The sequence below is a fragment of the Pseudomonas shahriarae genome, from assembly GCF_014268455.2.
In the GTDB taxonomy this organism is placed as follows: domain Bacteria; phylum Pseudomonadota; class Gammaproteobacteria; order Pseudomonadales; family Pseudomonadaceae; genus Aquipseudomonas; species Aquipseudomonas shahriarae.
On sequence record NZ_CP077085.1, the window covers coordinates 4613170 to 4634388 of the forward strand.

Below are 21219 nucleotides of genomic sequence, written 5' to 3' on the forward strand. Positions count from 1 at the left end.
GAACTCCCCATTGGAGAACACGGTAAATGCCAACCCGCTGCGGATTCTGCGCGCGGCAGCACCCGAATTATCAGGGATACGTGTAGGGTGGAGATGCACAACCGTCGGACTGTGTAGCACTAGGCTTATATTTAGACGCTTCATCTCGTCCACAGTCGCCGGTTGATTCCTCCTCCTGACTGAGTGCTTATTAAGTCACCACAGCAAGCAGGACGCGTAAGTCGCGATACCAGCCCAATTGGCCGGTATTGCTGGACACTGGAGTGGCCAACCACTCTTGACGCACCTGACACCGACCGTGAGAAGTCGTGTGTGCCGAACGCCGTTTCCGGCAGCCCGGAAACCGACGGTACAACATGAAAAGAATGCTGATTAACGCAACTCAACCCGAAGAGTTGCGTGTTGCACTGGTAGATGGCCAACGCCTCTACGACCTGGACATCGAGTCCGGTGCACGCGAGCAGAAGAAGGCCAACATCTATAAAGGCCGGATTACTCGCATCGAGCCAAGCCTTGAGGCTGCCTTTGTCGATTTTGGCTCTGAGCGCCATGGCTTCCTGCCCCTCAAAGAAATCTCCCGCGAATACTTCAAGAAAGCCCCTGAAGGCCGCGTGAACATCAAGGACGTCCTGAGCGAAGGCCAGGAAGTCATCGTCCAGGTCGAAAAAGAAGAACGTGGCAACAAGGGCGCCGCCCTGACCACCTTCATCAGCCTGGCTGGCCGTTACCTGGTCCTGATGCCGAACAACCCGCGTGCCGGCGGCATCTCCCGTCGCATCGAAGGCGAAGAGCGCAACGAACTGCGTGAAGCGCTGAACGGCTTGATCGCTCCGGCCGACATGGGCCTGATCGTGCGCACTGCCGGCCTTGGCCGCAGCAGCGAAGAAATGCAGTGGGACCTCGATTACCTGCTGCAACTGTGGACCGCTATTAAAGAAGCGTCCCTGGACCGCTCCGCGCCATTCCTGATCTATCAGGAAAGCAACGTGATCATCCGCGCCATCCGCGACTACCTGCGCCAGGACATCGGCGAAGTGCTGATCGACAGCGTTGAAGCCCAGGACGAAGCCCTGACCTTCATCCGCCAGGTGATGCCGCAGTACGCCAGCAAGATCAAGCTGTACGAAGACAGCGTACCGCTGTTCAACCGCTTCCAGATCGAAAGCCAGATCGAAACCGCCTTCCAGCGCGTGGTCGAACTGCCGTCCGGCGGCTCCATCGTGATCGATCCGACCGAAGCCCTGGTGTCCATCGACATCAACTCGGCGCGCGCCACCAAAGGCAGCGACATCGAAGAAACCGCGTTGCAGACCAACCTGGAAGCAGCCGAAGAAATCGCGCGCCAACTGCGCCTGCGTGATATCGGCGGCCTGATCGTGATCGACTTCATCGACATGACCCCGGCCAAGAACCAGCGCGCCGTGGAAGAAAAAGTCCGCGAATGCCTGGAAGCCGACCGTGCCCGCGTACAAGTTGGCCGTATCTCGCGCTTCGGCCTGCTGGAAATGTCCCGTCAGCGCCTGCGTCCATCCCTGGGCGAAAGCAGCGGCATCGTCTGCCCGCGTTGCAACGGCACCGGCATCATCCGTGACGTTGAATCGCTGTCCCTGGCGATCCTGCGCCTGATCGAAGAAGAAGCCCTGAAAGACCGCACCGCCGAAGTCCGCGCACAAGTGCCGATCCCGGTTGCAGCTTTCCTGCTCAACGAAAAACGCAACTCGATCACCAAGATCGAACTGCGCACCCGTGCCCGTATCGTGATCCTGCCGAACGATCACCTCGAGACGCCGCACTTCGAAGTCCAGCGCCTGCGTGATGACAGCCCGGAAGCCCACAGCGGCCAGTCCAGCTACGAAATCGCCGCTGCCGCTGCCGAAGTCGAAGAAGTCCAGCCAGCCGCCGCAACCCGCACCCTGGTGCGCCAGGAAGCCGCGGTCAAGACCGCACCGGCCCGTGCCAACGCACCGGTACCGACTGAAGTCGCCGCCCCGGTGGCCGCGCCTGCCGTCCTGCCGGAGCCAAGCCTGTTCAAGGGCCTGGTGAAGTCGCTGGTCAGCCTGTTCGCCACCAAGGAAGAGCCTGCTGCTCCAGCCGTGGTCGAGAAGCCAGCCGCTGAACGCCCTGCACGCAACGAAGAGCGTCGCAACGGTCGCCAGCAGAGCCGTAACCGCAACGGTCGCCGTGACGAAGAGCGCAAGCCTCGCGAAGAACGTGCACCGCGTGAAGAGCGCGCACCCCGTGAAGAGCGCCAGCCGCGCGAAGCCCGTGAAGAAACCCCGGCCGTAGCCCGTGAAGAACGTGCTCCGCGCGAAGAGCGTGCACCACGTGAAGAACGCGCACCGCGCGCCCCTCGCGCACCGCGTGAAGATCGCAAGCCACGTGGCGAGCGTGAAGAGCGTGTACGTGAACTGCGTGAACCTTTGGACGCTGCCCCAGCTGTTGCCGCCGTAGCAACTGATGCCGCGACCGAAGAACGCCCGGCCCGCCAGCCCCGTGAAGAACGCGCTCCACGCCCACCGCGTGAAGAGCGTCAACCACGCGCCGAGCAGGCTGCCGCAGCCAGCGAAGAAGAACTGCTGAACAACGACGAACAGCCACAGGAAGATGGCCAGGACAACGCCGAAGGCGATCGTCCACGCCGCCGCTCCCGTGGCCAGCGTCGCCGCAGCAACCGTCGTGAGCGTCAGCGTGACGCCAACGGCAATGTGATCGAAGGCTCGGAAGAGACCGGCGAAGCCACTGAAGAAAGCGCCAACAACGAACCGACCAGCACCGAACTGGCTGCTGGCCTGGCCGTTACCGCTGCAGTTGCCAGCTCGGTCATCAGTGCACCTGCCGAAGCCGAAGCCAACCAGCAGGCCGAACGTGCCACCGCTGCCGTGCAGGAAACTGCCGCAGTTGAAGCACCGGTTGTCGAAGCCACCACCGTGGTCGAAGCACCTGCCGCTGTAGAAGTTGAAGTTGCACCGGTCCGCGAAGCCCAGCCTGAAGCCGAAGTAGTGGCTGCACCTGCAATCGTGGTTGAGCCCCAGCCTGTGGTCGAAGCTGTTGTCGAAGCGCCAGCCGCTGAAGCAACCCCAGAAGTGCGTGAAGTTCGCGAAGAACAGACCGCCTTCCAGTGGACTGCCGAGCCGGCCGTCGTCGCCGAAGCACCTGCCCCGGCACCGGTAGAAGAAGCTCCAGCACCGGTTGCTGAAGTGGTTATCGCCGAACCAGCGGTGGTTGCAGAACCGGTTGTGGTTGCCGAGCCTGCTCCGGTGGTTGTGGAAACCCCAGTGGTTGCCGAAGTGGTCGCCCCAGTGGTTGAAGCCCCTGTCAGCGCCCTGACCGAAAACGGCCGTGCGCCTAACGACCCGCGTGAAGTGCGTCGTCGCAAGCGTGAAGCCGAGCGTCTGCAGAAAGAAGCCGAAGCAGCAGCGGCGGCGGCCCCGGCCGTCGTCGAAGCGGTTGCGCCAGCACCGGCCATCGAAGCAGAAGTTGAGCACACTGCCCCAACCATCGACGAGAACCTGCGTTCCGTTGAAGAAGTGGTAGAGCACAACCCAAAAGCCCTGGAAGAAGAGCACGAGCCTAAACCCCTCGCTTAATTCCAACGGCAATTAAAAAGCCCCGCCTGAGCAATCAGGCGGGGCTTTTTTATGCGACATGTCCCGTCCTGAATAAGGTTTACACCTTCTGACCTATCTTCAGGAGGAGTCAATGGAATCGGGCAAAAGGCGGAGCCAGCGTGACTACACGTTAGCCTTTAAATTATCGGTCGTAGACCAGGTCGAAAAGGGCGAGTTGAGTTATAAAGAGGCTCAACGGCGCTATGGCATCCAGGGCCGGTCCACGGTACTGGTCTGGTTACGCAAGTACGGCCGGCAGGACTGGAGCCAAGGCGCCTCAATTCGAGAGCCGAGGAGCAGGTCCATGACCGAGCCAACCCTCCCGCTGACCCCCGAGCAGCGGATCAAAGAACTCGAAGAACAGCTGGCGCTAAGCAATCAGAAAGCGCAATTCTTCGAAGCCGTCGTGAATGTTCTGAAGAATGACTACGGTGTTTCCGTCGTAAAAAAGCGACCCGGCAAGTCCTCTCGCAAGGGCAAATCCAAGGCCTGAGCATCACCAGGGCTTGCCTGTTCATGGGCATTTCGCGCCAAGCGTATTACCAACGCAATCGGGCTTTCGACGAGAGAGCTCGTCAAGATCAAGAAGTCATGGACTTTGTTCTTGAAAAGCGCCGCCGTCAGCCTCGGATAGGCACGCGCAAGCTGCATTACCTGATGAGCGTCGAAGTTGGCGCATCAGTGCGGGTCGGCAGAGACCGCCTGTTTAGCATCCTGCGCAATGCTCGAAAACTGGTTGTGCGCAAACGGGCTTACCACAAAACGACGGACAGTCATCACCGCTTTCGCCGCCATCCCAACCTGCTCAAAGCAGGTCAGGAGCAGGTCGTGGCCAATAGGCCAGAACAGGTCTGGGTTGCAGACATAACCTACCTGCCGACACAGGAAAGCGTGGCTTATGTGAGCCTGGTGACAGACGCCTACTCACGCAAGATCGTAGGCCATCATGTGCATGAGAGCTTGCATACCGAGTCGGTGATCAAAGCGATGGAAAAGGCCGTTGGCGAACGCCGAAGCACGCTGCCACTGATCCATCACTCAGACCGCGGAGCCCAATACTGCTCTGAGCTTTATCAACGCTTGCACGCTAGTCATGGCGTCAGATGCTCAATGACCGACGGCTATGACTGCTACCAGAATGCTCTGGCAGAGAGGATAAACGGCATTTTGAAGACCGAGTTCCTGCTGTATCGCCCTAAAAATCTGGCGGACGCAGTGAAAATGGTGGATGAGTCGGTGCTGATCTACAACGGGGAACGGCCACACCTGTCCCTGAAATACAAAACGCCCGATGCAGTGCATCGGGCGTTTTGAGACTGAAATAGGTGTAAACCTATTTCAGGACTAGACAACATGTGGGAGCTGGCTTGCCTGCGATGGTCGTTAACGATGACGGATAAATACCTGACACCCCGACCAGCTCTTCCAGCCCCTACCTGAATTCCAGTGATTGCGGCACGTCCACATCCCACAACACCCCAGGATCATCCACCTGCACTTCCCGCACCTCAGCCAGGGCAAACACCGCCCTGGCCCCACGATCCCCAGTCAACCCCATCAAGGCCGGCCCCAATTCCGGGCCAAACGCAACAGGATGGCCCTGCTGACCGGCATGCACCGGCACACTGACACCCTCCACTCGCTCTATCACCCGCTCAATACTCGCCGCCTGGATAAACGGCATATCCCCCAACACCACCAGCCAACCCGCCGCCGGGCCACTGGCGGCCACGGCAGCCGCAATGCTGTCGCCCATGCCCGACGAATCCACAAGCAGCACTTCGCAACCGTATGCCCTGGCCAGGCGAATGACCTCGCTGCGCGCAGGCGCGGTGATGACCCAGCGCCGGGTGATACTGGCCGGTAAATTGACCAACACCTGCTCGAAGACCGGCCGTGTCACTCCATCTCGCCCCCTACAAGGGGCCAGCAGTTTGTCTTGGCCAGTTTGCGCGCGGAAGCGGCTGCCCTGCCCCGCCGCCAGGACGATGGCGGTAATGGCGCTCGTCAACTGACCGCCTCCCGCACCGGTTTTGCTTGCAACAGTTCCACACCGTTCTTGATCGCGACGATGTGTGCCATCAGCGACAAGGCAATCTCTGCCGGCGTATGGCTGCCGATATGAAGACCGATCGGACCATGCAGCCGCGCAATCGCCTCGGCTCCCAGCCCCAACACCGCCAGGTTCTCCCGACGCTTGCGGCTATTGGCCCGCGAGCCCAGGGCACCAATGTAGAACGCTCGGGAGTTCAACGCGGTCAGCAGCGCCATGTCGTCCAGGCGCGGATCGTGGGTCAGGGCCACAATGGCCGTGCGCTCGTCCGTCTGGATATTGAGCACGGCCTCATCGGGCATTCCCGGCACAAAGCGCCCGTGTTGTTCTTCCCAGCCATGGACAAACTCCTGGCGTGGATCGCAGATCAGCACTTCAAAATCCAACAGCCGCGCCATTTCTGCCACATAGCGCGACAGCTGCCCCGCACCGATCAGTAACAGGCGCCAGCGCGGGCCGTAGATGGCCCGCAAGCGCTCACCATCAAAACTGACAATGTCGGACTGGCTCGCCGCGCTCAGACGCACGGTGCCCGTCGCCAAGTCCAACTCCCGGGCCACTATTTCATGGGCCTCACAACGCGCCAGCAACTCGGCGACCCAGGCAGGATCACCTACCCGCTCCTCCGTCAGGCGCAAGGTGCCGCCGCAGGGCAGGCCAAAGCGCGCCGCTTCATCCCGGGTCACGCCATAGGTCACCAGTTGCACCGGCGGCCCTTCGTCAGGCAAGCGACCATCGTAAAGCCGAGCGATCAGGTCATCTTCAATGCAGCCACCGGAAACCGAGCCGATCACCACCCCATCGCCGCGCAGGGCCAGCATCGCCCCCGGCGGCCGTGGCGCGCTGCCCCAGGTCTGGACCACGCTGTACAGCAACACCCGCTGCCCCGCGCGGCGCCACTCCAGCACGCTGCGCAGGACGTTCAGATCCACGCTGTCCATCAGGCTTTCGCCGCCTGCTGCCAGCCCTGCAGTTGATAACGCACGGGCAAGCTGCGGATACGCTTGCCGGTGGCGGCAAATATCGCGTTGCACAGCGCCGGCGCAATCGGTGGCACGCCTGGCTCACCGACGCCACCCAGGGGCACCTCTCCTTCTGGCGTGACCAAATGTATGGCGATTTCCCGGGGGGCCAGGGACATGCGCGCCACTTCATACATATGGAAGTTGTCCTGCTGGACCTTGCCATCCTTGAAGCTGATTTCTCCCAGGACCGCATTGCCCAAGCCCATGACGCAGGCGCCCTCGAACTGTGAGCGGATGCGCTCCGGGTTGATCTGCGGTCCGCAGTCCACCGCAATATCAGCCTTATGCACGATCAGCGTGCCATCATCCTTGACCTCCACCTCGATCACCGCCGCCACATAGGTCACAAAGCTGTAGTGCACCGCCAGCCCCAGGCCGCGCCCCTTGGGCAGCATGCGCCCCCAGCCGGCGGCCTTGGCGGCGGTTTCCAGCACGCCGCGCATGCGCGCGGTATCAATCGGATAACGCTCGGGGGACTCGCCGTAGTTCCACTCTTCACTCAAGGTTCGCGGATCAATCTGACGATCCGGGCCCAGCAGCTTGAGTTGATATTTCAGCGGATCCTGGCCGGCCTTATGGGCCAGTTCATCGACAAAGCTCTGAATGGCAAACCCATGGGGGATGTTCGACACCGAACGGTACCAACCCACGCGGGTGTGGGCAGCCGCTTCGGGGTTTTCCAGGCGCACATTGGGAATGGCGTAGGCCATGTTGGTAAAGCCCATACCCAGCTCGAACGCTGCCTCGTGGTTCATGCCCGGCGCAAACAGCGCAGTGATGCTGGGTGCCACGGTGCGGTGCAGCCAGCCAGAGGGCAGGCCGTCCTGGTTCAGGCCGGCCTTGAGGTACTCGGCGGAGACGGTATGGAAGTAGGAGTTATGAATATCGTCTTCACGGGTCCACTGCACCCGCACGGCCTTGCCGGGGAATTCCTTGGCCAGCAGCGCAGCTTCGATGATGAAATCCGGTTTCGACTTGCGCCCAAAGCCACCGCCCAACAGGGTGACGTGGATCGTGACGTTATCGAACGGCAGGCCCAGGCGCTCGGCCACCCGTTCCCGCGTGACCTGAGGTGCCTGGCTCGGAGCCCAGGCCTCGCATCGCCCGTCTTGATAACGGGCTACGGCCACCATCGGCTCCATCGGCGACTGCGCCAGGTGTGGCAAGTAATACGTGGCTTCGAGGGTGCTGTCGGCATCGTTCAGGGTCTGCTCGATACTGCCGGTATTGCGCACCACTTTGCCGGGCTGGAGCGCCGCGGCCTCCAGGGTCTTGCGATAGTCGGTGGAGTTGTAGCCAGCATTCGCGCCGTCGTCCCAGACAATCTGCAACGCCTCACGGCCCTTGATCGCCGCCCAGGTATTGCTAGCAACCACCGCCACACCACCCAATGGCTGGAATTCCGAGGGTATGGGTCGGCTTTCGATTTGCAGGACCTTGATCACCCCGGGGACTTTCAGCGCCGCGCTGGCATCGAACGACTTGACCTTGCCGCCGTATACCTTGGGCCGCGCAATGGTCGCGAACAGCATGCCGTCAAAATGCACATCGGCGCCGTACACCGCCCGGCCGTTGACGATATCGGCACCGTCGATGGCCTTGGTGGCTTCCTTGCCGATATAGCGAAACTCCGAGGGCTGCTTGAGCCGCAGGCTGTCGCGCGCCGGCACTGCCAACGCGCTGGCGGCAGCGGCCAGGGCGCCATAGCCCAGTTCGCGGCCGCTGGGCTGGTGAATGACTTTATGCAACTGTGCACGGCATTCGCCCAGCGGGACTTTCCACTGCTCGGCAGCGGCCTGTTCCAGCATGGTTCGCACGGCGGCGCCGCACCGGCGCATCGGTTCGAACCAATGGCGCATGCTGCGCGAACCGTCGGTATCCTGGTTGCCAAAACGCGCTTCGTCACCCGGCGCCTGCGCAACCTTCACCAGCGCCCAATCGGCCTCCAGTTCATCGGCCACCACCATGGTCAGGCTGGTGCGCACGCCCTGGCCCATCTCCGAGCGGTTGCAGATCACGGTGACGGTGCCATCGCTGGCGATGCTGACATAGACCTTGGGATCATCGACCAGGCCATTGGGCATCGCGGCCCCGCCGTATTGCTTCACTTCGTCGGCAAAGGCCTGGGGCAAGCCCCAACTGGCAGCCACCACCAGGGCGCCGGTCGCGCCGACGCCCTTGAGGAAACCGCGCCGGCTAAGGTTGCTCAGGGCGAAATTGCTCGGTAACTGGCTCATGCCTTGGCCCCCTGCAACTGAGTCGCGGCCTGGCGGATCGCCGTCTTGATGCGGTTATAGGTGCCGCAGCGGCAGATATTGCCGACCATGGCTTCTTCAATCTGTGCATCGCTGGGGTTGGGGTTGGTTTTCAGCAAGGCCGTGGCCGACATGATCTGCCCGCCCTGGCAGTAACCGCATTGCGCCACCGCCGTATCCAGCCACGCCTGCTGCACCACCTGGCCAATCGGGTCGTTATGCAGGTTGTCGATAGTGCTGACGTTCTGCCCTTTGACCGAGCCGATGGGCGTGATGCAACTGCGCGCCGGCGCACCGTCGATATGGATGGTGCAGGCGCCACACAGCCCCATGCCGCAACCGAACTTGGTGCCGTTGTAACCCGCTACATCGCGGATCGCCCACAGCAGAGGCATATCCTCGGTGGCATCCAGTGGATGATCTTGACCGTTGAGTTTCAGAGTAATCATGGGCACGCCCGCATAGTGATTGGATTATGGGGTCGAGCTATCTGCCGCTTTCAAGGGAGCGGAGTCGGTACACGCAGATGGCTCAGGCTAATCGGGCTCTCTTGTGAAGACAGGTCTTCACCGGGCCTTTGATAAACAGGGTCTATCGAACAATAAACAGGCATCGTTAGCCTGCTAAGTTAACCCAGCATTAACAAAAAAGCCCTGCAATGCAGGGCTTGGTTCAACACGCTAGAAGCGTAGCTCAATAACGATTGGGCTCCATTTCCAGGTCGACCTTGAAGCGCTCGGCGATATCGCGCTGGATGCGCTGGGCCAGGCTGGAAATATCCAGGCCGGTGGCCGCGCCATAATTGACCAGCACCAGCGCCTGCAAGCGATGCACGCCGGCATCACCCTCGCGAAAGCCCTTCCAGCCGGCCTTTTCAATCAACCAGCCGGCCGCCAGCTTCACTTGCCCATCGGCCTGGGGATAGGCCACCAGATCGGGATATTGCAGCTGCAACTGCGCCGCCAGCTCCTGGGAGACCAGTGGGTTCTTGAAGAAACTGCCGGCGTTGCCCAAGACCGCAGGATCGGGCAGCTTTTCACTGCGAATACTGCAAATGGCCCGACTGACATCGCTCGGGGTCGCCTGGGCAATGCCCTGCTCCGCCAGGCGCTGTTGCACCGGGCCATAGCCGAGTTTCAGGTGTGCGACGCGGTTCAGGGCAAAACGCACCCGCAGGATCAGCCAGCGCCCCACTTCGTGCTTGAACAGGCTGTCGCGGTAGGCGAAGTTGCATTCCTCCAGGCTGAAATCCCGCAACTCGCCTGTCTGGCGGTCGAGGGCGGTCAGGCCGGCGAAGACATCCTTGATCTCAACACCGTAGGCGCCAATGTTCTGCATCGGTGCCGCCCCGACAGTGCCGGGAATCAGGCTGAGGTTTTCCAGGCCAGAGAACCCTTGTGCAAGGGTCCATAGCACAAACGGATGCCAGGCCTCGCCCGCCTCAGCTTCCACCAGCACCTGCTGGCCGTCGTCGTGCAGTACTCGGATCCCCTGGGTTGCCATGCGCAACACCAACGCCGGGATATCCTGGGTCAGCAGCAGGTTGCTGCCGCCCCCGATCACCAGCAACGGCAACTGCTGTGCGGCCGCATAGGCTAGGCCCTCGCGCACATCGGCGTCGCTATGGGCTTCGGCGAACCATTGCGCACGCACATCAATGCCAAAACTGTTAAAGGCCTTCAGGGAAACCTGGGGCTGCACATCCAGACTCATAACCGTCCCTTCAATTCGATCACCAGCAAATCACAGGCGGCCTCGATCAGGTCCAGGACCTGCTCGAAACCTTGCTCGCCGTCGTAGTACGGATCCGGCACTTCATCCACCGCCCCATCGTAGCGGCGCAGGAACAGGTCCAGCTCGGCCTTGCCCTGGGCCGGTTGCATGGCCTTGAGGTTGCGCAGGTTGCTCTGGTCCATCGCCAGGATCAGGTCGTAGCGCGCAAAGTCGGCGCGCGACACCTGCTGGGCGCGCTGGGCCGACAGGTCGTAGCCACGACGCAGCGCTGCTTGCTGGCTGCGCTTGTCCGGGGCCTTGCCGATATGCCATTCACCGGTACCGGCAGACGCCACCTCGACCTGGTCCGCCAACCCGGCGGCCCGCAGTTTGTGGCGCAGCACGCCCTCGGCGGTGGGCGAGCGGCAGATATTGCCCAGGCAGACAAACAGGACTTCCATCAAGCCCCCAGCAACCGACGCACGCGCTCGAGGTCTTCCGGCGTATCGACACCGGCCGGCGGCGCTTCCATCGCATCATCGACATGAATGCGCACGCCGTGCCACAGGGCCCGCAATTGCTCCAGGGCCTCGGTGTTTTCCAGCCAGCACGGGCCCCAGGTGACGAAGTCATGCAGGAAGCCGGCGCGGTAGGCGTAAATGCCGATATGGCGGCGATACGGCACGCCCGCCGGCAACACATCACGCTGTTTGGCGAATTCGTCACGTGCCCAGGGCAGGGTCGAACGGCTAAAGGTCAGGGCCAGGCCATTGATGTCGCTGACCACCTTGACCACGTTCGGGTTGAACAGGGTCTCGAGGTCTTCGATAGGCTCGGCCAGGGTCGCCATGCGCGCTTCGGCGTGGGCGGCCAGGTTGGCCGCGACCTGGTCGATGACACACGGCGGGATCAACGGCTCGTCGCCTTGCACATTGACCACGATGGCGTCCGGCGCCAGGCCCAGGTGCGTGGCCACTTCGGCCAGGCGGTCGGTGCCGGAGTTGTGATCTTCACGGGTCAGTACCGCTTCGGCGCCAAAACCCTTGCAGGCCTCGATGATCCGCAGATCATCAGTGGCCACCACTACGCGTTGGGCGCTGCTTTTGCAGGCCTGCTCCCAGACCAGCTGGATCATCGGCTTGGCGCCGATCATCTGCAGCGGTTTGCCGGGCAGGCGGGTGGAGGCGTAGCGCGCGGGGATGACAACAGTGAAGGCAGTGGTCATTTATCCAGGCGCTCGTCAGTCGTCAGGGTGCGGGCTTCGCTTTCCAGCATCACCGGGATGCCGTCGCGGATCGGGTACGCCAGGCCGGCGCCCTTGCTGATCAGTTCGGTCTTGTCGGCACTGAGCTTGAGCGGGCCTTTGCAGATCGGGCAAGCGAGGATATCGAGCAGTTTGGTGTCCATGGGGGTTTCCTGGATAAAAACGTTTTAAGGCAAAAGTCGAGCAGGCAGCAGACGCATCAGTTGCGTGTCGAACCAGGCGATAAACGCCGGTGACGGTGCGGCATCGACTGCAAGGTACCACCAGTGTGCCTGGGCAAAGGCGCGGCACTTCACCGCGTCCTTTTCGGTCATGACCAGGGGCAGTGACGGCGTAAAATTCAGGACCTCGGCGCTGTAGGGCGCATGGTCGGCAAACGCATGGGGTATCGGCAGCCAGTGTAGCGTTTCGAGGGTATTGAAGAAACGTTGTGGGTTGCCGATGCCCGCGACCGCATGCACCCGTTGCCCCACGGGAAAATGGTCCAGCGGCCGCCGCTCGCCGGTCAGCAGGTTGACCAACGTGGTCGGCAGCAGACGGAAAGCAAAGCCATCCTCGCGATCAGCTCCGGCGCCGTTATATAGCAGGGCATCGACGCTGTGCAGGCGCTCGGCCGGCTCGCGCAACGGCCCGGCAGGCAGGCAGCGGCGATTGCCCAGGCCACGGGCGTTGTCGATCAGCACCAACTCAAGGTCACGGGCCAGACGGTAATGCTGCAAGCCATCGTCGGACAGGATCAGGTCCAGGGTCTCGCTGGCCAACAGGGCCTGCACCGCCCGGCTGCGATCGGGGTCGATCATCAGCGGGACGCCGCTGCGCTGCACGATCAACAAGGGCTCGTCGCCGGCCACTTGCGCGCTGTCGCTGGCCTGCACCCGCCATGGCAACTGCGCAGGCTTGGCCCCATAGCCACGGCTGACCACACCGACCCGCAGGCCACTGCGCTGGCAATGCTCGATCAACCACAGGATCAACGGCGTCTTGCCCGTGCCACCCACAGTGATATTGCCGACCACTACTATAGGCACCGGCGCTTGGTAGATCGTGCCCTCACCCGCCAGGAACCGCTCGCGCTTGCGCCTGACCACCCGGCGATAGAGTGCCTCCAGTGGTTGCAGGAGCTTGAGCGCCGGGTGGCCGTCATACCAGGCCTTGAGCAAACGATCGGACAAGGCCATCAGGGTTGCCCCGCCGCCTCGACGGTGGTCATGCGCAAATGGCTGAAACCGAGCTTGCCGGCTGCATCCATCGCGGTGATCACAGCCTGGTGCGGGGTCTTGCCATCGGCGCTGATGGACAGCGGCATTTGCGTATCACCGCCGGACTCCTTCTGCAGCGCATCCATCACGCTGGCCACGTCGTTTTTCTCGAGTAACTGGTTGTTCACCGAAAACACCCCTTCGGCGCTGATGGTGATCTCCAGTTGTTTGAGCTGCTGGTCTTCGGCCGGCGAGCCGCTGACGGCTTCCGGCAGTTCGACCCGTAGTTGGGTTTCCCGGGTAAAGGTGGTGGTGACGACAAAAAACAACAGCAGGATGAACACCACATCAATCAACGACGCCAGGTTGATATCGACCGTTTCCCGTGGCTTGCGGCGAAATTTCACGCTTTGCCCTCGACCAGGTCGACATCACGGTCGCCCTGGACCACTTCCACCAGCTTGATGGCTTCCTGCTCCATACCCACCACCAGCTCGTCGATGCGGCGTTGCAGGAATCGGTGGAAAAACACCGCAGGGATACCCACCATCAGGCCCGCCGCCGTGGTGATCAGGGCCTTGGAAATACCCCCGGCCAATACCGAGGCGTTGGTGGTCATGCCGGACCCGGTGAAGGCACTGAAGATATCAATCATGCCCAGCACGGTACCGAGCAAGCCCAGCAATGGCGCCATTGCCGCGATGGTGCCCAGGGCATTGATGTAGCGCTCCAGTTCGTGGATTACCCGGGCGGCGGCTTCTTCAATGCACTCCTTCATGATCTCGCGACCGTGCTTGGAGTTGGCCAGGCCCGCAGCGAGGATCTCGCCCAGAGGGGAATTGGCCCGCAGTTCCTTGAGCTTTTCCTTGTCCAGTTGCTTGTCCTTGATCCAGCGCCAGACCTGCCCCAGCAGATGATCAGGGGTTACACGGCTGGCGCGCAGGGTCCACAGGCGTTCGGCAACAATGCCGAGTGCGGCGATGGAGCTCAGAATGATCGGCAACATCATCCAGCCGCCGGATTTGACCAATTCCCACACAGTGAATGTCCCCTCGAAAAAGTGCGCCACTTTAGCATATAGGCTGGCGAGGAAGGGCCTGCCGGCCGACAGCCATCATGTCGCAGGCACCGGCCTTTGGTAACTGTCGATGACAGGCGCGCGCCAGAAACGGCGCTGGCTGCGTGCCATGACCGGCGCCTCGAAAGCCCCCAGGCGCAGACGCACCGCGCCCTGTTCGGCGCTGTCATAAAGGGTGCTGCGCAAATACTGGTAACGCGCCACCACTTGCGGGTGCGGATGACCGAAACCATTGCCTCGCCCACGGGAGATCAGCACCGCCTTGGGGGCCAGTTGCTGGACAAACGGCCAGGACGAGGAACTGCGGCTGCCATGATGGGGCACTTGCAGCCAATCCGTGGCGACCGCCAGAGGCGTGGCCAGCAAGGCCCGCTCGGCCTCGCGGTCGATATCGCCGGTCAGCAGCAACCGCTCGCCATTGGCCTGGACCTGCAGCACGCACGACTTCGCGTTGCCGTTGCGGGCATCTGCCCATTGCCACAGCTGGAACACCACGCCGTCCCACTCCCACTGCTCACCGCTGACGCAGGCCTGAGTGCCGAGGAACGCCGGCAACCCCTGGGTTTCCCCGCCCACCACGCGCAGGACGGGTAACCCACGGGCCACCGCCGCCGCGCCACCGGCATGATCGGCGTCGGCATGGCTGAGCAGCATCAAGTCCACCTGGCCAACCCCCAGCTTGCGCAGCGCCGGCAATACCACGCGCTCGCCAAGATCGTAATCCCCCACCCGTGGCCCGGCGTCATACAACAGCACGTGGTTGCGGGTGCGCAACACGATCGACAATCCCTGGCCGACATCCAGTTGCTCCACCGCCACCTGGCCCAACGGGATCGACTCACGGGGCGGGAACACCGCCAGCAGCAACAGGGGCCAACCCAGCAGGCGAAAGGGAATGCCCTTGGGCATCAATAACAGCACCGCGCCCAGCAGACTGAGCAACCAGTAGCCCACAGGCACCTCGGCCGGCATCCAGGCGGGCACGTGCCCGGCCAGCCAGGCCAGGGCCTTGAACAGCCAATCCAGCGCGCCCCCCGCCAGCCACAACAGGCCACTGCCCAGCCATGGCACCGTCAGCAACAGCGTGCCCGCCAGCGCCAGCGGCAACACCAACAGGCTGATCCACGGCACCGCAAACAGATTGGCCAGCGGCGCACTCAAGCTGATCGGCAAACCGAGGATCAGTAGCAGCGGAAACAGCCCTATCGCGATCAGCCATTGGGCACGGGTCCAGGCCCACCACGCCCGCCAGGGCCCCAGGCGGCCGCTAAAGGCCAGCAGCAACACGGCCACGGCGGCAAATGACAGCCAGAAACCCGGTTGCAGGCTGGCCAGGGGTTCGAGGAGCAGCACCGCATTCAGGGCCAGCAGCAGTGGCCACCAGATCCCCAGGTGGCGAAACCGCAGGCGCCACAGCAACACCAGCCCCACCATCACACAGGCCCGCTGCACTGGCACGGCAAAACCGGCGAGCAAGCCATAGGCCAGCGCTGCGGCAAATGCCAGGCCGCAGGCCCAAGGCAGCCAGGGCAAACGCCTGGGCCAGCAGCCGTAGCGGGCCAGCCCGGCCACCCAGGCATAGATCAACCCCGACAACAGGCCGATATGCTGGCCGGAAATGACCAATAGATGCACGGTGCCGGTGTCCTGCAAAATGCGCCAATCCTCGGCGGCCAAGCCGGAGCCATCGCCCAGCACCAGTGCGGCCAGCCCGGCTTCACGCCCCCGGGCGTCTACCGCCAATAGCTGCTGGCGGACCCCATCGCGCCAGGCATGTCGGGCCGGCGCCAGGCGCTGGCCATCCTTGACCGACCCCGTCGCCCCCACACGCTGGGCCAACAGCCAGGCCTCTTGATCGAAGCCCTGGAAATTCAACAGGCCGGAGGGTCGCTTGAGGGTCACGGCCAAACGCCAGCGCTCACCACTGCGCACGGGCGGGCCGCCCTGCCAGCTCACACGGATGCGCTGGGGTAGCCGGTCCTGGCGTGACCGGCTGTCGCTCAGTTCGAAGCGCACCACCCCACCACTCTGCTGCGGCAGCCCGCTGACGCGCCCTTCCAGCCAGCGGGTCTGGCCGTCCAGCGCGGGTACGAGCCGGTCGTCGAGCGCCCGTTGCGCGCTGAAACAGACCCACGCCAGGCCCAACAGGAAAAACGCCAGCGGATAAGTACGAAACGGCAGTAGCATCAACGCCACCACCGGCAACACCAGCAACCAACCGACCGGCGGCAAGACGGGCAGCAGGCGCAACGCCAGCAGCCCTAACGCCAGCGCAAACATCCCTGTACGCATGGATCATTCCTTGAGAGTGACCCATTGAGTGTTAGCCGAGTGGTTCAGGGCAAACTATGATTTTTTGTCACAAAGTCTGAATTTCCCGTTCGTAGAATACGGGCATACTTGACCCTCGAACTGATCTGGACCCCTTATGCCACGGCACTTATTCAAACGGTACATGCCCGATCCGACCAGCATTCGGGAACACAAGTCCTTACGCTTTCTCGGCACGCTGCTCCATGACCCCAACCTCTGGCACCTCAATCGGCATTCAGTTGCCCGGGCCATGGCTGTCGGCCTGTTTGCCGCCTTCATCCCCATACCCTTGCAGATGTTGCTGGCGGCCTTCCTCGCCATTTCCGTGCGCGGCAATATGCCCATTGCCGTGAGCCTGGTGTGGCTGACCAACCCGATTACCATGCCCGTGGTGTTCTTCTGCACCTATATGACCGGCACCTGGCTGATGAACATCCCCGCCCGCACCCTGCCCGATGAACTGACCTGGGAATGGATCAGCGGGCAACTGTCGACCATGTGGCAGCCGTTCCTCCTGGGCTCGGTGGTGATGGGCCTGGTATTGGGCGCGCTGGCGTACTGCATGACCATGGTGTATTGGCGGTGGTGGGTGGGGCATCAGTGGAAAAAACGGCAGCAACGTAATCGGTAGTCGGCGAACGCCCCTGTTGTGAGCTGGTTTGTCTGCCTGACAACCCGAGGTGTCCCGGTGAGCACCGCAGCAATGGACATGGGCTCAATAAGCCCGCCATCATCCCCCTCAAGCATCTTTTGCAAGATTCCAAGCCCCTCATATGGCTACACTGCGCAGGTAGCGCAGGCCGGATGCCTGCGTAGAATCTCGACATCAGTGTGGTAGCAGGAGAGTGGCGTGCTAAGAAGAATGGGGATAAAAGGCCGCGTACTGTTGCTGACCTTGTTGCCTACCAGCCTGATGGCATTGCTCCTGGGCGGATATTTCACCTGGATGCAGCTCTCGGAGCTGCAAACCCAACTGCTCAATCGCGGCGAGATGATCGCCGAACAGCTAGCGCCGCTGGTGGCACCGGCACTGGGTAACAAGAACACCGACCTGCTGGAACGCATCGCCACCCAGTCCCTGGAGCAAGTCGACGTGCGGGCCGTGTCTTTCCTGGCGCCCGACCGCTCGGCCCTGGCCCATGCCGGCCCGACCATGCTCAACCAGCCGCCCATCGGCAACAGCTCACACCTGCTGCAACGCACCGGCAATGACGCCACCCGCTACCTGCTGCCGGTGTTCGGCCGCCATCGCAACCTCGCCGGCGAGCTGATTCCCGACGAAGCCGATCGCCTGCTGGGCTGGGTCGAACTGGAACTGTCCCACAACGGCATGCTGCTGCGCGGCTATCGCAGCCTGTTCGCCAGCCTGCTGTTGATTGCCATCGGCCTGATCTGCACGGCGGCCCTGGCCCTGCGTATCAGCCGCACGATCAACTCGCCTATCGGCCAGATCAAACAAGCGGTGGCGCAGCTCAAGGACGGCAACCTGGAAACCCGTTTGCCGCCCCTGGGCAGCCAGGAGCTGGATCAGTTGGCGTCCGGCATCAACCGCATGGCCGAAACCCTGCAAAACGCCCAGGAAGAACTGCAACACAGCATCGACCAGGCCACCGAAGACGTGCGCCAGAACCTGGAAACCATCGAGATCCAGAACATCGAGCTGGACCTGGCCCGCAAGGAGGCCCTGGAGGCCAGCCGCATCAAGTCGGAGTTCCTGGCCAATATGAGCCATGAAATCCGCACACCGCTCAATGGCATCCTCGGTTTCACCCACCTGTTGCAGAAAAGCGAACTGTCGCCCCGTCAGTTGGATTACCTGGGCACCATTGAAAAATCCGCCGACAACCTGCTGGGCATCATCAACGAGATTCTCGACTTCTCGAAAATCGAAGCCGGCAAGCTGGTGCTCGACAGTATCCCGTTCAACCTGCGCGACCTGTTGCAAGACACCCTGACCATCCTCGCCCCGGCCGCCCATGCCAAACAGCTGGAGCTGGTGAGCCTGGTCTACCGCGATACTCCGCTGTCCCTGGTGGGCGACCCGCTGCGTCTCAAGCAGATCCTCACCAACCTGGTCAGCAACGCCATCAAATTCACCCGCGAAGGCACCATCGTCGCCCGGGCCATGCTCGAAGACGAGCAGGAAGACAGCGTGCAACTGCGCATCAGCGTGCAGGACACCGGCATCGGCCTGTCGAACCAGGATGTGCGCGCCCTGTTCCAGGCCTTTAGCCAGGCGGATAACTCCTTGTCCCGTCAGCCCGGTGGCACCGGGTTGGGGCTGGTGATTTCCAAGCGCCTGATCGAGCAGATGGGCGGCGAAATCGGCGTCGACAGCACGCCAGGCGAGGGTTCGGAGTTCTGGATCAGCCTCAACCTGCCAAAAACCCGCGACGATATCGAAGACTTGCCCGCCCCGCCGTTGTTGGGCCGGCGTGTGGCGGTGCTGGAGAACCACGAACTGGCGCGCCAGGCCCTGCAACACCAGTTGGAAGACTGCGGCCTGGAGGTCACGCCGTTCAACAACCTGGAGAACCTGACCAACGGCATCACCAGCGCACACCAGACCGAGCAGGCCATCGACCTCGCGGTACTGGGCATCACCGCCAACGATATTCCGCCGGAGCGCCTCAACCAACACCTGTGGGACCTTGAGCACCTGGGCTGCAAAGTGCTGGTGCTGTGCCCGACCACCGAGCAGATGCTGTTCAACCTGTCGGTGCCCAACCCCAATAGCCAGTTGCAGGCCAAGCCGGCCTGCACCCGTAAATTGCGCCGGGCGCTGTCCGACCTGATCAGCCCGCGCCCCTTGCGCAGTGAACCGGGCGAGCCGTTGTCCAGCCGTGCGCCACGGGTGCTGTGTGTCGACGACAACCCGGCCAACCTGCTGCTGGTACAGACCCTGCTCGAAGACATGGGCGCCAAGGTCCAGGCCGTGGAAAGCGGCTATAGCGCCATCGAAGCGGTGAAGAAAGAAGCCTTCGACCTGGTACTGATGGACGTGCAGATGCCCGGCATGGACGGGCGCCAGAGCACCGAGGCGATTCGTCAGTGGGAAAGCGAGCGCCACGGCACGCCACTGCCTATCGTCGCCCTGACGGCCCACGCCATGGCCAATGAAAAACGCGCCCTGCTGCAAAGCGGCATGGATGACTACCTGACCAAGCCCATCAGCGAGCGGCAACTGGCCCAGGTGGTGCTGAAATGGACCGGCCTGGCCTTACGCAATCAAGGCCCGGAACGCGCAGTCGAAGGCCACGGCCCCGCCGCTCAACTGCCGGTACTTGACCATGAAGAGGGCCTGCGCCTAGCGGCCGGCAAGGCGGACTTGGCCGCCGATATGCTGGCCATGTTGCTGGCGTCCCTGGAAGCTGACCGTGAGGCCGTCTGCGTCGCCCGCGAAGCCAACGACAACAATGCCCTGATCGAACGGGTCCACCGCCTGCACGGCGCCACCCGCTACTGCGGCGTGCCGCAATTGCGCGCAGCCTGCCAACGCGCCGAAACCTTGCTCAAGCAGGATGACGCCAAGGCCATGGCTGCCCTGGATGAACTGGACATGGCCATCGCCCGCCTTGCCAGCGAGGCCCGGGTCAACGCCTGATGCAGAGCAACACGCCCAACGCCAATGACGGGCAACATCTCCTGTGGGCGCCGGTAAGCCGGCGCCCACAGGTTTTGTGTCACCACACGCTATTTTGCAGGGAGCCCCTTGATGCGCATCATCCTCTTCAGCAGCCAGACCTATGACCGCGACAGCTTTCTCGCCGAACCCTTGCCCGCGGGCATGGAGTTGCAGTTCCAACCGGCACGCCTGAACCTCGACACCGTGGCCCTGGCCGATAAGCACAAAGTGGTCTGTGCCTTTATCAACGACGACCTCAGCGCCCCGGTGCTCGAACACCTCGCGGCCGGCGGCACGCAACTGATTGCCCTGCGCTCGGCCGGCTACAACCATGTGGACCTGGCCGCCGCCAAGCGCCTGGGCCTGACCATCGTGCGGGTGCCCGCGTACTCGCCCCATGCAGTGGCCGAACATGCCGTGGCCCTGGTGCTGGCCCTCAACCGCCGCCTGCACCGCGCCTACAACCGTACCCGCGACGGCGACTTCAGCCTGCACGGCCTGACCGGCTTCGACCTGGTGGGCAAGACCGTGGGCGTGGTGGGGACCGGGCAGATCGGCGCGACCTTTGCCAAGATCATGGCCGGCTTTGGCTGCAGCTTGCTGGCATACGATCCCTACCCCAATCCGCAGGTCGAAGCCCTTGGCGCGCGCTATGTCAGCCTGCCCCAGTTGTTGGCCGAGGCACAGATCATCAGCCTGCACTGCCCGCTGACCGCCGACAGCAAGCACCTGATCAATGCGCAATCCCTGGCCCATATGCAGCCGGGAGCGATGCTGATCAACACCGGGCGCGGCGGCCTGGTGGACACCCCGGCATTGATCGAAGCGCTCAAGGATGGACAGCTGGGCTACCTGGGCCTGGATGTGTACGAAGAAGAGGCCCAGCTGTTTTTTGAAGACCGTTCGGACCTGCCCTTGCAGGACGATGTGCTGGCACGCCTGCTGACCTTCCCCAACGTGATCATTACCGCGCACCAGGCATTCCTCACACGCGAGGCCCTGGCGGCGATTGCCGGGACCACCCTGGCCAATATCCAGGCCTGGGCCAACGGCCAGGCGCAAAACCTGGTACAGGGATGATCAACG

17 protein-coding genes are annotated in these 21219 nt (G+C 62.7%); 5 read left to right on the forward strand and 12 right to left on the reverse strand.

Annotated features, from left to right (window positions below; all coding sequences use genetic code 11):
- The first annotated feature begins 356 nt into the window (after window positions 1-356).
- Window positions 357-3587 (forward strand): ribonuclease E, encoded by a 3231-nt coding sequence (gene rne, locus HU773_RS20490; protein WP_169989591.1) that lies wholly within the window; start codon window positions 357-359, stop codon window positions 3585-3587.
- A 112-nt stretch (window positions 3588-3699) separates the two neighbouring features.
- A protein-coding gene (locus HU773_RS20495; protein WP_162947727.1) for an IS3 family transposase occupies window positions 3700-4922 on the forward strand; the annotation gives its coding sequence in 2 pieces (ribosomal slippage) (window positions 3700-4051 and window positions 4051-4922; 1224 coding nt in all).
- Between the two features lie 118 nt (window positions 4923-5040).
- Here the strand turns inward: HU773_RS20495 and HU773_RS20500 are convergent.
- The 12 genes from HU773_RS20500 to HU773_RS20555 all read right to left on the reverse strand — a co-directional run bounded on the left by HU773_RS20500 (window position 5041) and on the right by HU773_RS20555 (window position 16487).
- Window positions 5041-5619 carry a nucleotidyltransferase family protein gene (locus HU773_RS20500; RefSeq protein WP_178118177.1) on the reverse strand — a complete coding sequence of 193 codons (579 nt, stop codon included), beginning with the start codon at window positions 5617-5619 and terminating at the stop codon, window positions 5041-5043.
- Entirely contained in the window at window positions 5616-6602 is a 987-nt protein-coding gene (locus HU773_RS20505; RefSeq protein ID WP_169990637.1) for an XdhC family protein, read from the reverse strand. Before HU773_RS20505 ends, HU773_RS20500 begins: the two co-directional genes overlap by 4 nt.
- Window positions 6602-8923 (reverse strand): xanthine dehydrogenase family protein molybdopterin-binding subunit, encoded by a 2322-nt coding sequence (locus HU773_RS20510; protein ID WP_186626290.1) that lies wholly within the window; start codon window positions 8921-8923, stop codon window positions 6602-6604. The genes HU773_RS20505 and HU773_RS20510 overlap by 1 nt, the downstream gene beginning before the upstream one ends.
- Complete coding sequence (locus HU773_RS20515) at window positions 8920-9390, reverse strand: (2Fe-2S)-binding protein (RefSeq protein ID WP_057960403.1); 471 nt, start codon at window positions 9388-9390, stop codon at window positions 8920-8922. The genes HU773_RS20510 and HU773_RS20515 overlap by 4 nt, the downstream gene beginning before the upstream one ends.
- Before the next feature lie 244 nt (window positions 9391-9634).
- A complete protein-coding gene (gene murB / locus HU773_RS20520; RefSeq protein WP_120733914.1) occupies window positions 9635-10654 on the reverse strand; it encodes a UDP-N-acetylmuramate dehydrogenase in 1020 nt (339 codons plus the stop codon).
- Window positions 10651-11115: a low molecular weight protein-tyrosine-phosphatase gene (locus tag HU773_RS20525; RefSeq protein ID WP_057439613.1), complete on the reverse strand. Its 465-nt coding sequence runs from the start codon at window positions 11113-11115 to the stop codon at window positions 10651-10653. Before HU773_RS20525 ends, murB begins: the two co-directional genes overlap by 4 nt.
- Window positions 11115-11879 carry a 3-deoxy-manno-octulosonate cytidylyltransferase gene (gene kdsB / locus HU773_RS20530; protein ID WP_120733916.1) on the reverse strand — a complete coding sequence of 255 codons (765 nt, stop codon included), beginning with the start codon at window positions 11877-11879 and terminating at the stop codon, window positions 11115-11117. The genes HU773_RS20525 and kdsB overlap by 1 nt, the downstream gene beginning before the upstream one ends.
- Window positions 11876-12061 (reverse strand): Trm112 family protein, encoded by a 186-nt coding sequence (locus HU773_RS20535; RefSeq protein ID WP_003174668.1) that lies wholly within the window; start codon window positions 12059-12061, stop codon window positions 11876-11878. Before HU773_RS20535 ends, kdsB begins: the two co-directional genes overlap by 4 nt.
- Window positions 12062-12085: 24 nt before the next feature.
- Entirely contained in the window at window positions 12086-13096 is a 1011-nt protein-coding gene (gene lpxK, locus HU773_RS20540) for a tetraacyldisaccharide 4'-kinase (RefSeq protein WP_120733918.1), read from the reverse strand.
- Window positions 13096-13524 carry an ExbD/TolR family protein gene (locus HU773_RS20545; RefSeq protein WP_029299722.1) on the reverse strand — a complete coding sequence of 143 codons (429 nt, stop codon included), beginning with the start codon at window positions 13522-13524 and terminating at the stop codon, window positions 13096-13098. Before HU773_RS20545 ends, lpxK begins: the two co-directional genes overlap by 1 nt.
- Window positions 13521-14156, reverse strand: coding sequence for a MotA/TolQ/ExbB proton channel family protein (locus HU773_RS20550; RefSeq protein ID WP_029299724.1), 636 nt, complete (start codon window positions 14154-14156; stop codon window positions 13521-13523). Before HU773_RS20550 ends, HU773_RS20545 begins: the two co-directional genes overlap by 4 nt.
- 75 nt (window positions 14157-14231) lie before the next feature.
- Window positions 14232-16487 (reverse strand): DNA internalization-related competence protein ComEC/Rec2, encoded by a 2256-nt coding sequence (locus tag HU773_RS20555; RefSeq protein ID WP_186626291.1) that lies wholly within the window; start codon window positions 16485-16487, stop codon window positions 14232-14234.
- A gap of 136 nt (window positions 16488-16623) precedes the next feature.
- Here HU773_RS20555 and HU773_RS20560 point away from each other — a divergent pair, with 136 nt between their 5' ends.
- From HU773_RS20560 to HU773_RS20570, 3 genes are all read left to right on the forward strand, one after another.
- Window positions 16624-17139, forward strand: a complete 516-nt coding sequence (locus tag HU773_RS20560) for a DUF2062 domain-containing protein (RefSeq protein WP_186626292.1) — start codon at window positions 16624-16626, stop codon at window positions 17137-17139.
- A gap of 219 nt (window positions 17140-17358) precedes the next feature.
- The gene (locus HU773_RS20565) at window positions 17359-20112 is read left to right on the forward strand and encodes a response regulator (protein WP_186626293.1); all 2754 of its coding nucleotides are present in this window, start codon (window positions 17359-17361) and stop codon (window positions 20110-20112) included.
- A 111-nt stretch (window positions 20113-20223) separates the two neighbouring features.
- The gene (locus HU773_RS20570; RefSeq protein WP_120733922.1) at window positions 20224-21213 is read left to right on the forward strand and encodes a 2-hydroxyacid dehydrogenase; all 990 of its coding nucleotides are present in this window, start codon (window positions 20224-20226) and stop codon (window positions 21211-21213) included.
- Window positions 21214-21219: the final 6 nt, after the last annotated feature.

Bases quoted from the DNA above. Each gene is read 5' to 3' on its own strand.
- murB (WP_120733914.1), bottom strand. From the start codon at position 10,654: ATGAGTCTGGATGTGCAGCCCCAGGTTTCCCTGAAGGCCTTTAACAGT.
- lpxK (WP_120733918.1), bottom strand. From the start codon at position 13,096: ATGGCCTTGTCCGATCGTTTGCTCAAGGCCTGGTATGACGGCCACCCG.
- kdsB (WP_120733916.1), bottom strand. From the start codon at position 11,879: ATGACCACTGCCTTCACTGTTGTCATCCCCGCGCGCTACGCCTCCACC.
- HU773_RS20525 (WP_057439613.1), bottom strand. From the start codon at position 11,115: ATGGAAGTCCTGTTTGTCTGCCTGGGCAATATCTGCCGCTCGCCCACC.
- rne (WP_169989591.1), top strand. From the start codon at position 357: ATGAAAAGAATGCTGATTAACGCAACTCAACCCGAAGAGTTGCGTGTT.
- HU773_RS20510 (WP_186626290.1), bottom strand. From the start codon at position 8,923: ATGAGCCAGTTACCGAGCAATTTCGCCCTGAGCAACCTTAGCCGGCGC.
- HU773_RS20560 (WP_186626292.1), top strand. From the start codon at position 16,624: ATGCCACGGCACTTATTCAAACGGTACATGCCCGATCCGACCAGCATT.
- HU773_RS20570 (WP_120733922.1), top strand. From the start codon at position 20,224: ATGCGCATCATCCTCTTCAGCAGCCAGACCTATGACCGCGACAGCTTT.
- HU773_RS20555 (WP_186626291.1), bottom strand. From the start codon at position 16,487: ATGCGTACAGGGATGTTTGCGCTGGCGTTAGGGCTGCTGGCGTTGCGC.
- HU773_RS20535 (WP_003174668.1), bottom strand. From the start codon at position 12,061: ATGGACACCAAACTGCTCGATATCCTCGCTTGCCCGATCTGCAAAGGC.
- HU773_RS20515 (WP_057960403.1), bottom strand. From the start codon at position 9,390: ATGATTACTCTGAAACTCAACGGTCAAGATCATCCACTGGATGCCACC.
- HU773_RS20505 (WP_169990637.1), bottom strand. From the start codon at position 6,602: ATGGACAGCGTGGATCTGAACGTCCTGCGCAGCGTGCTGGAGTGGCGC.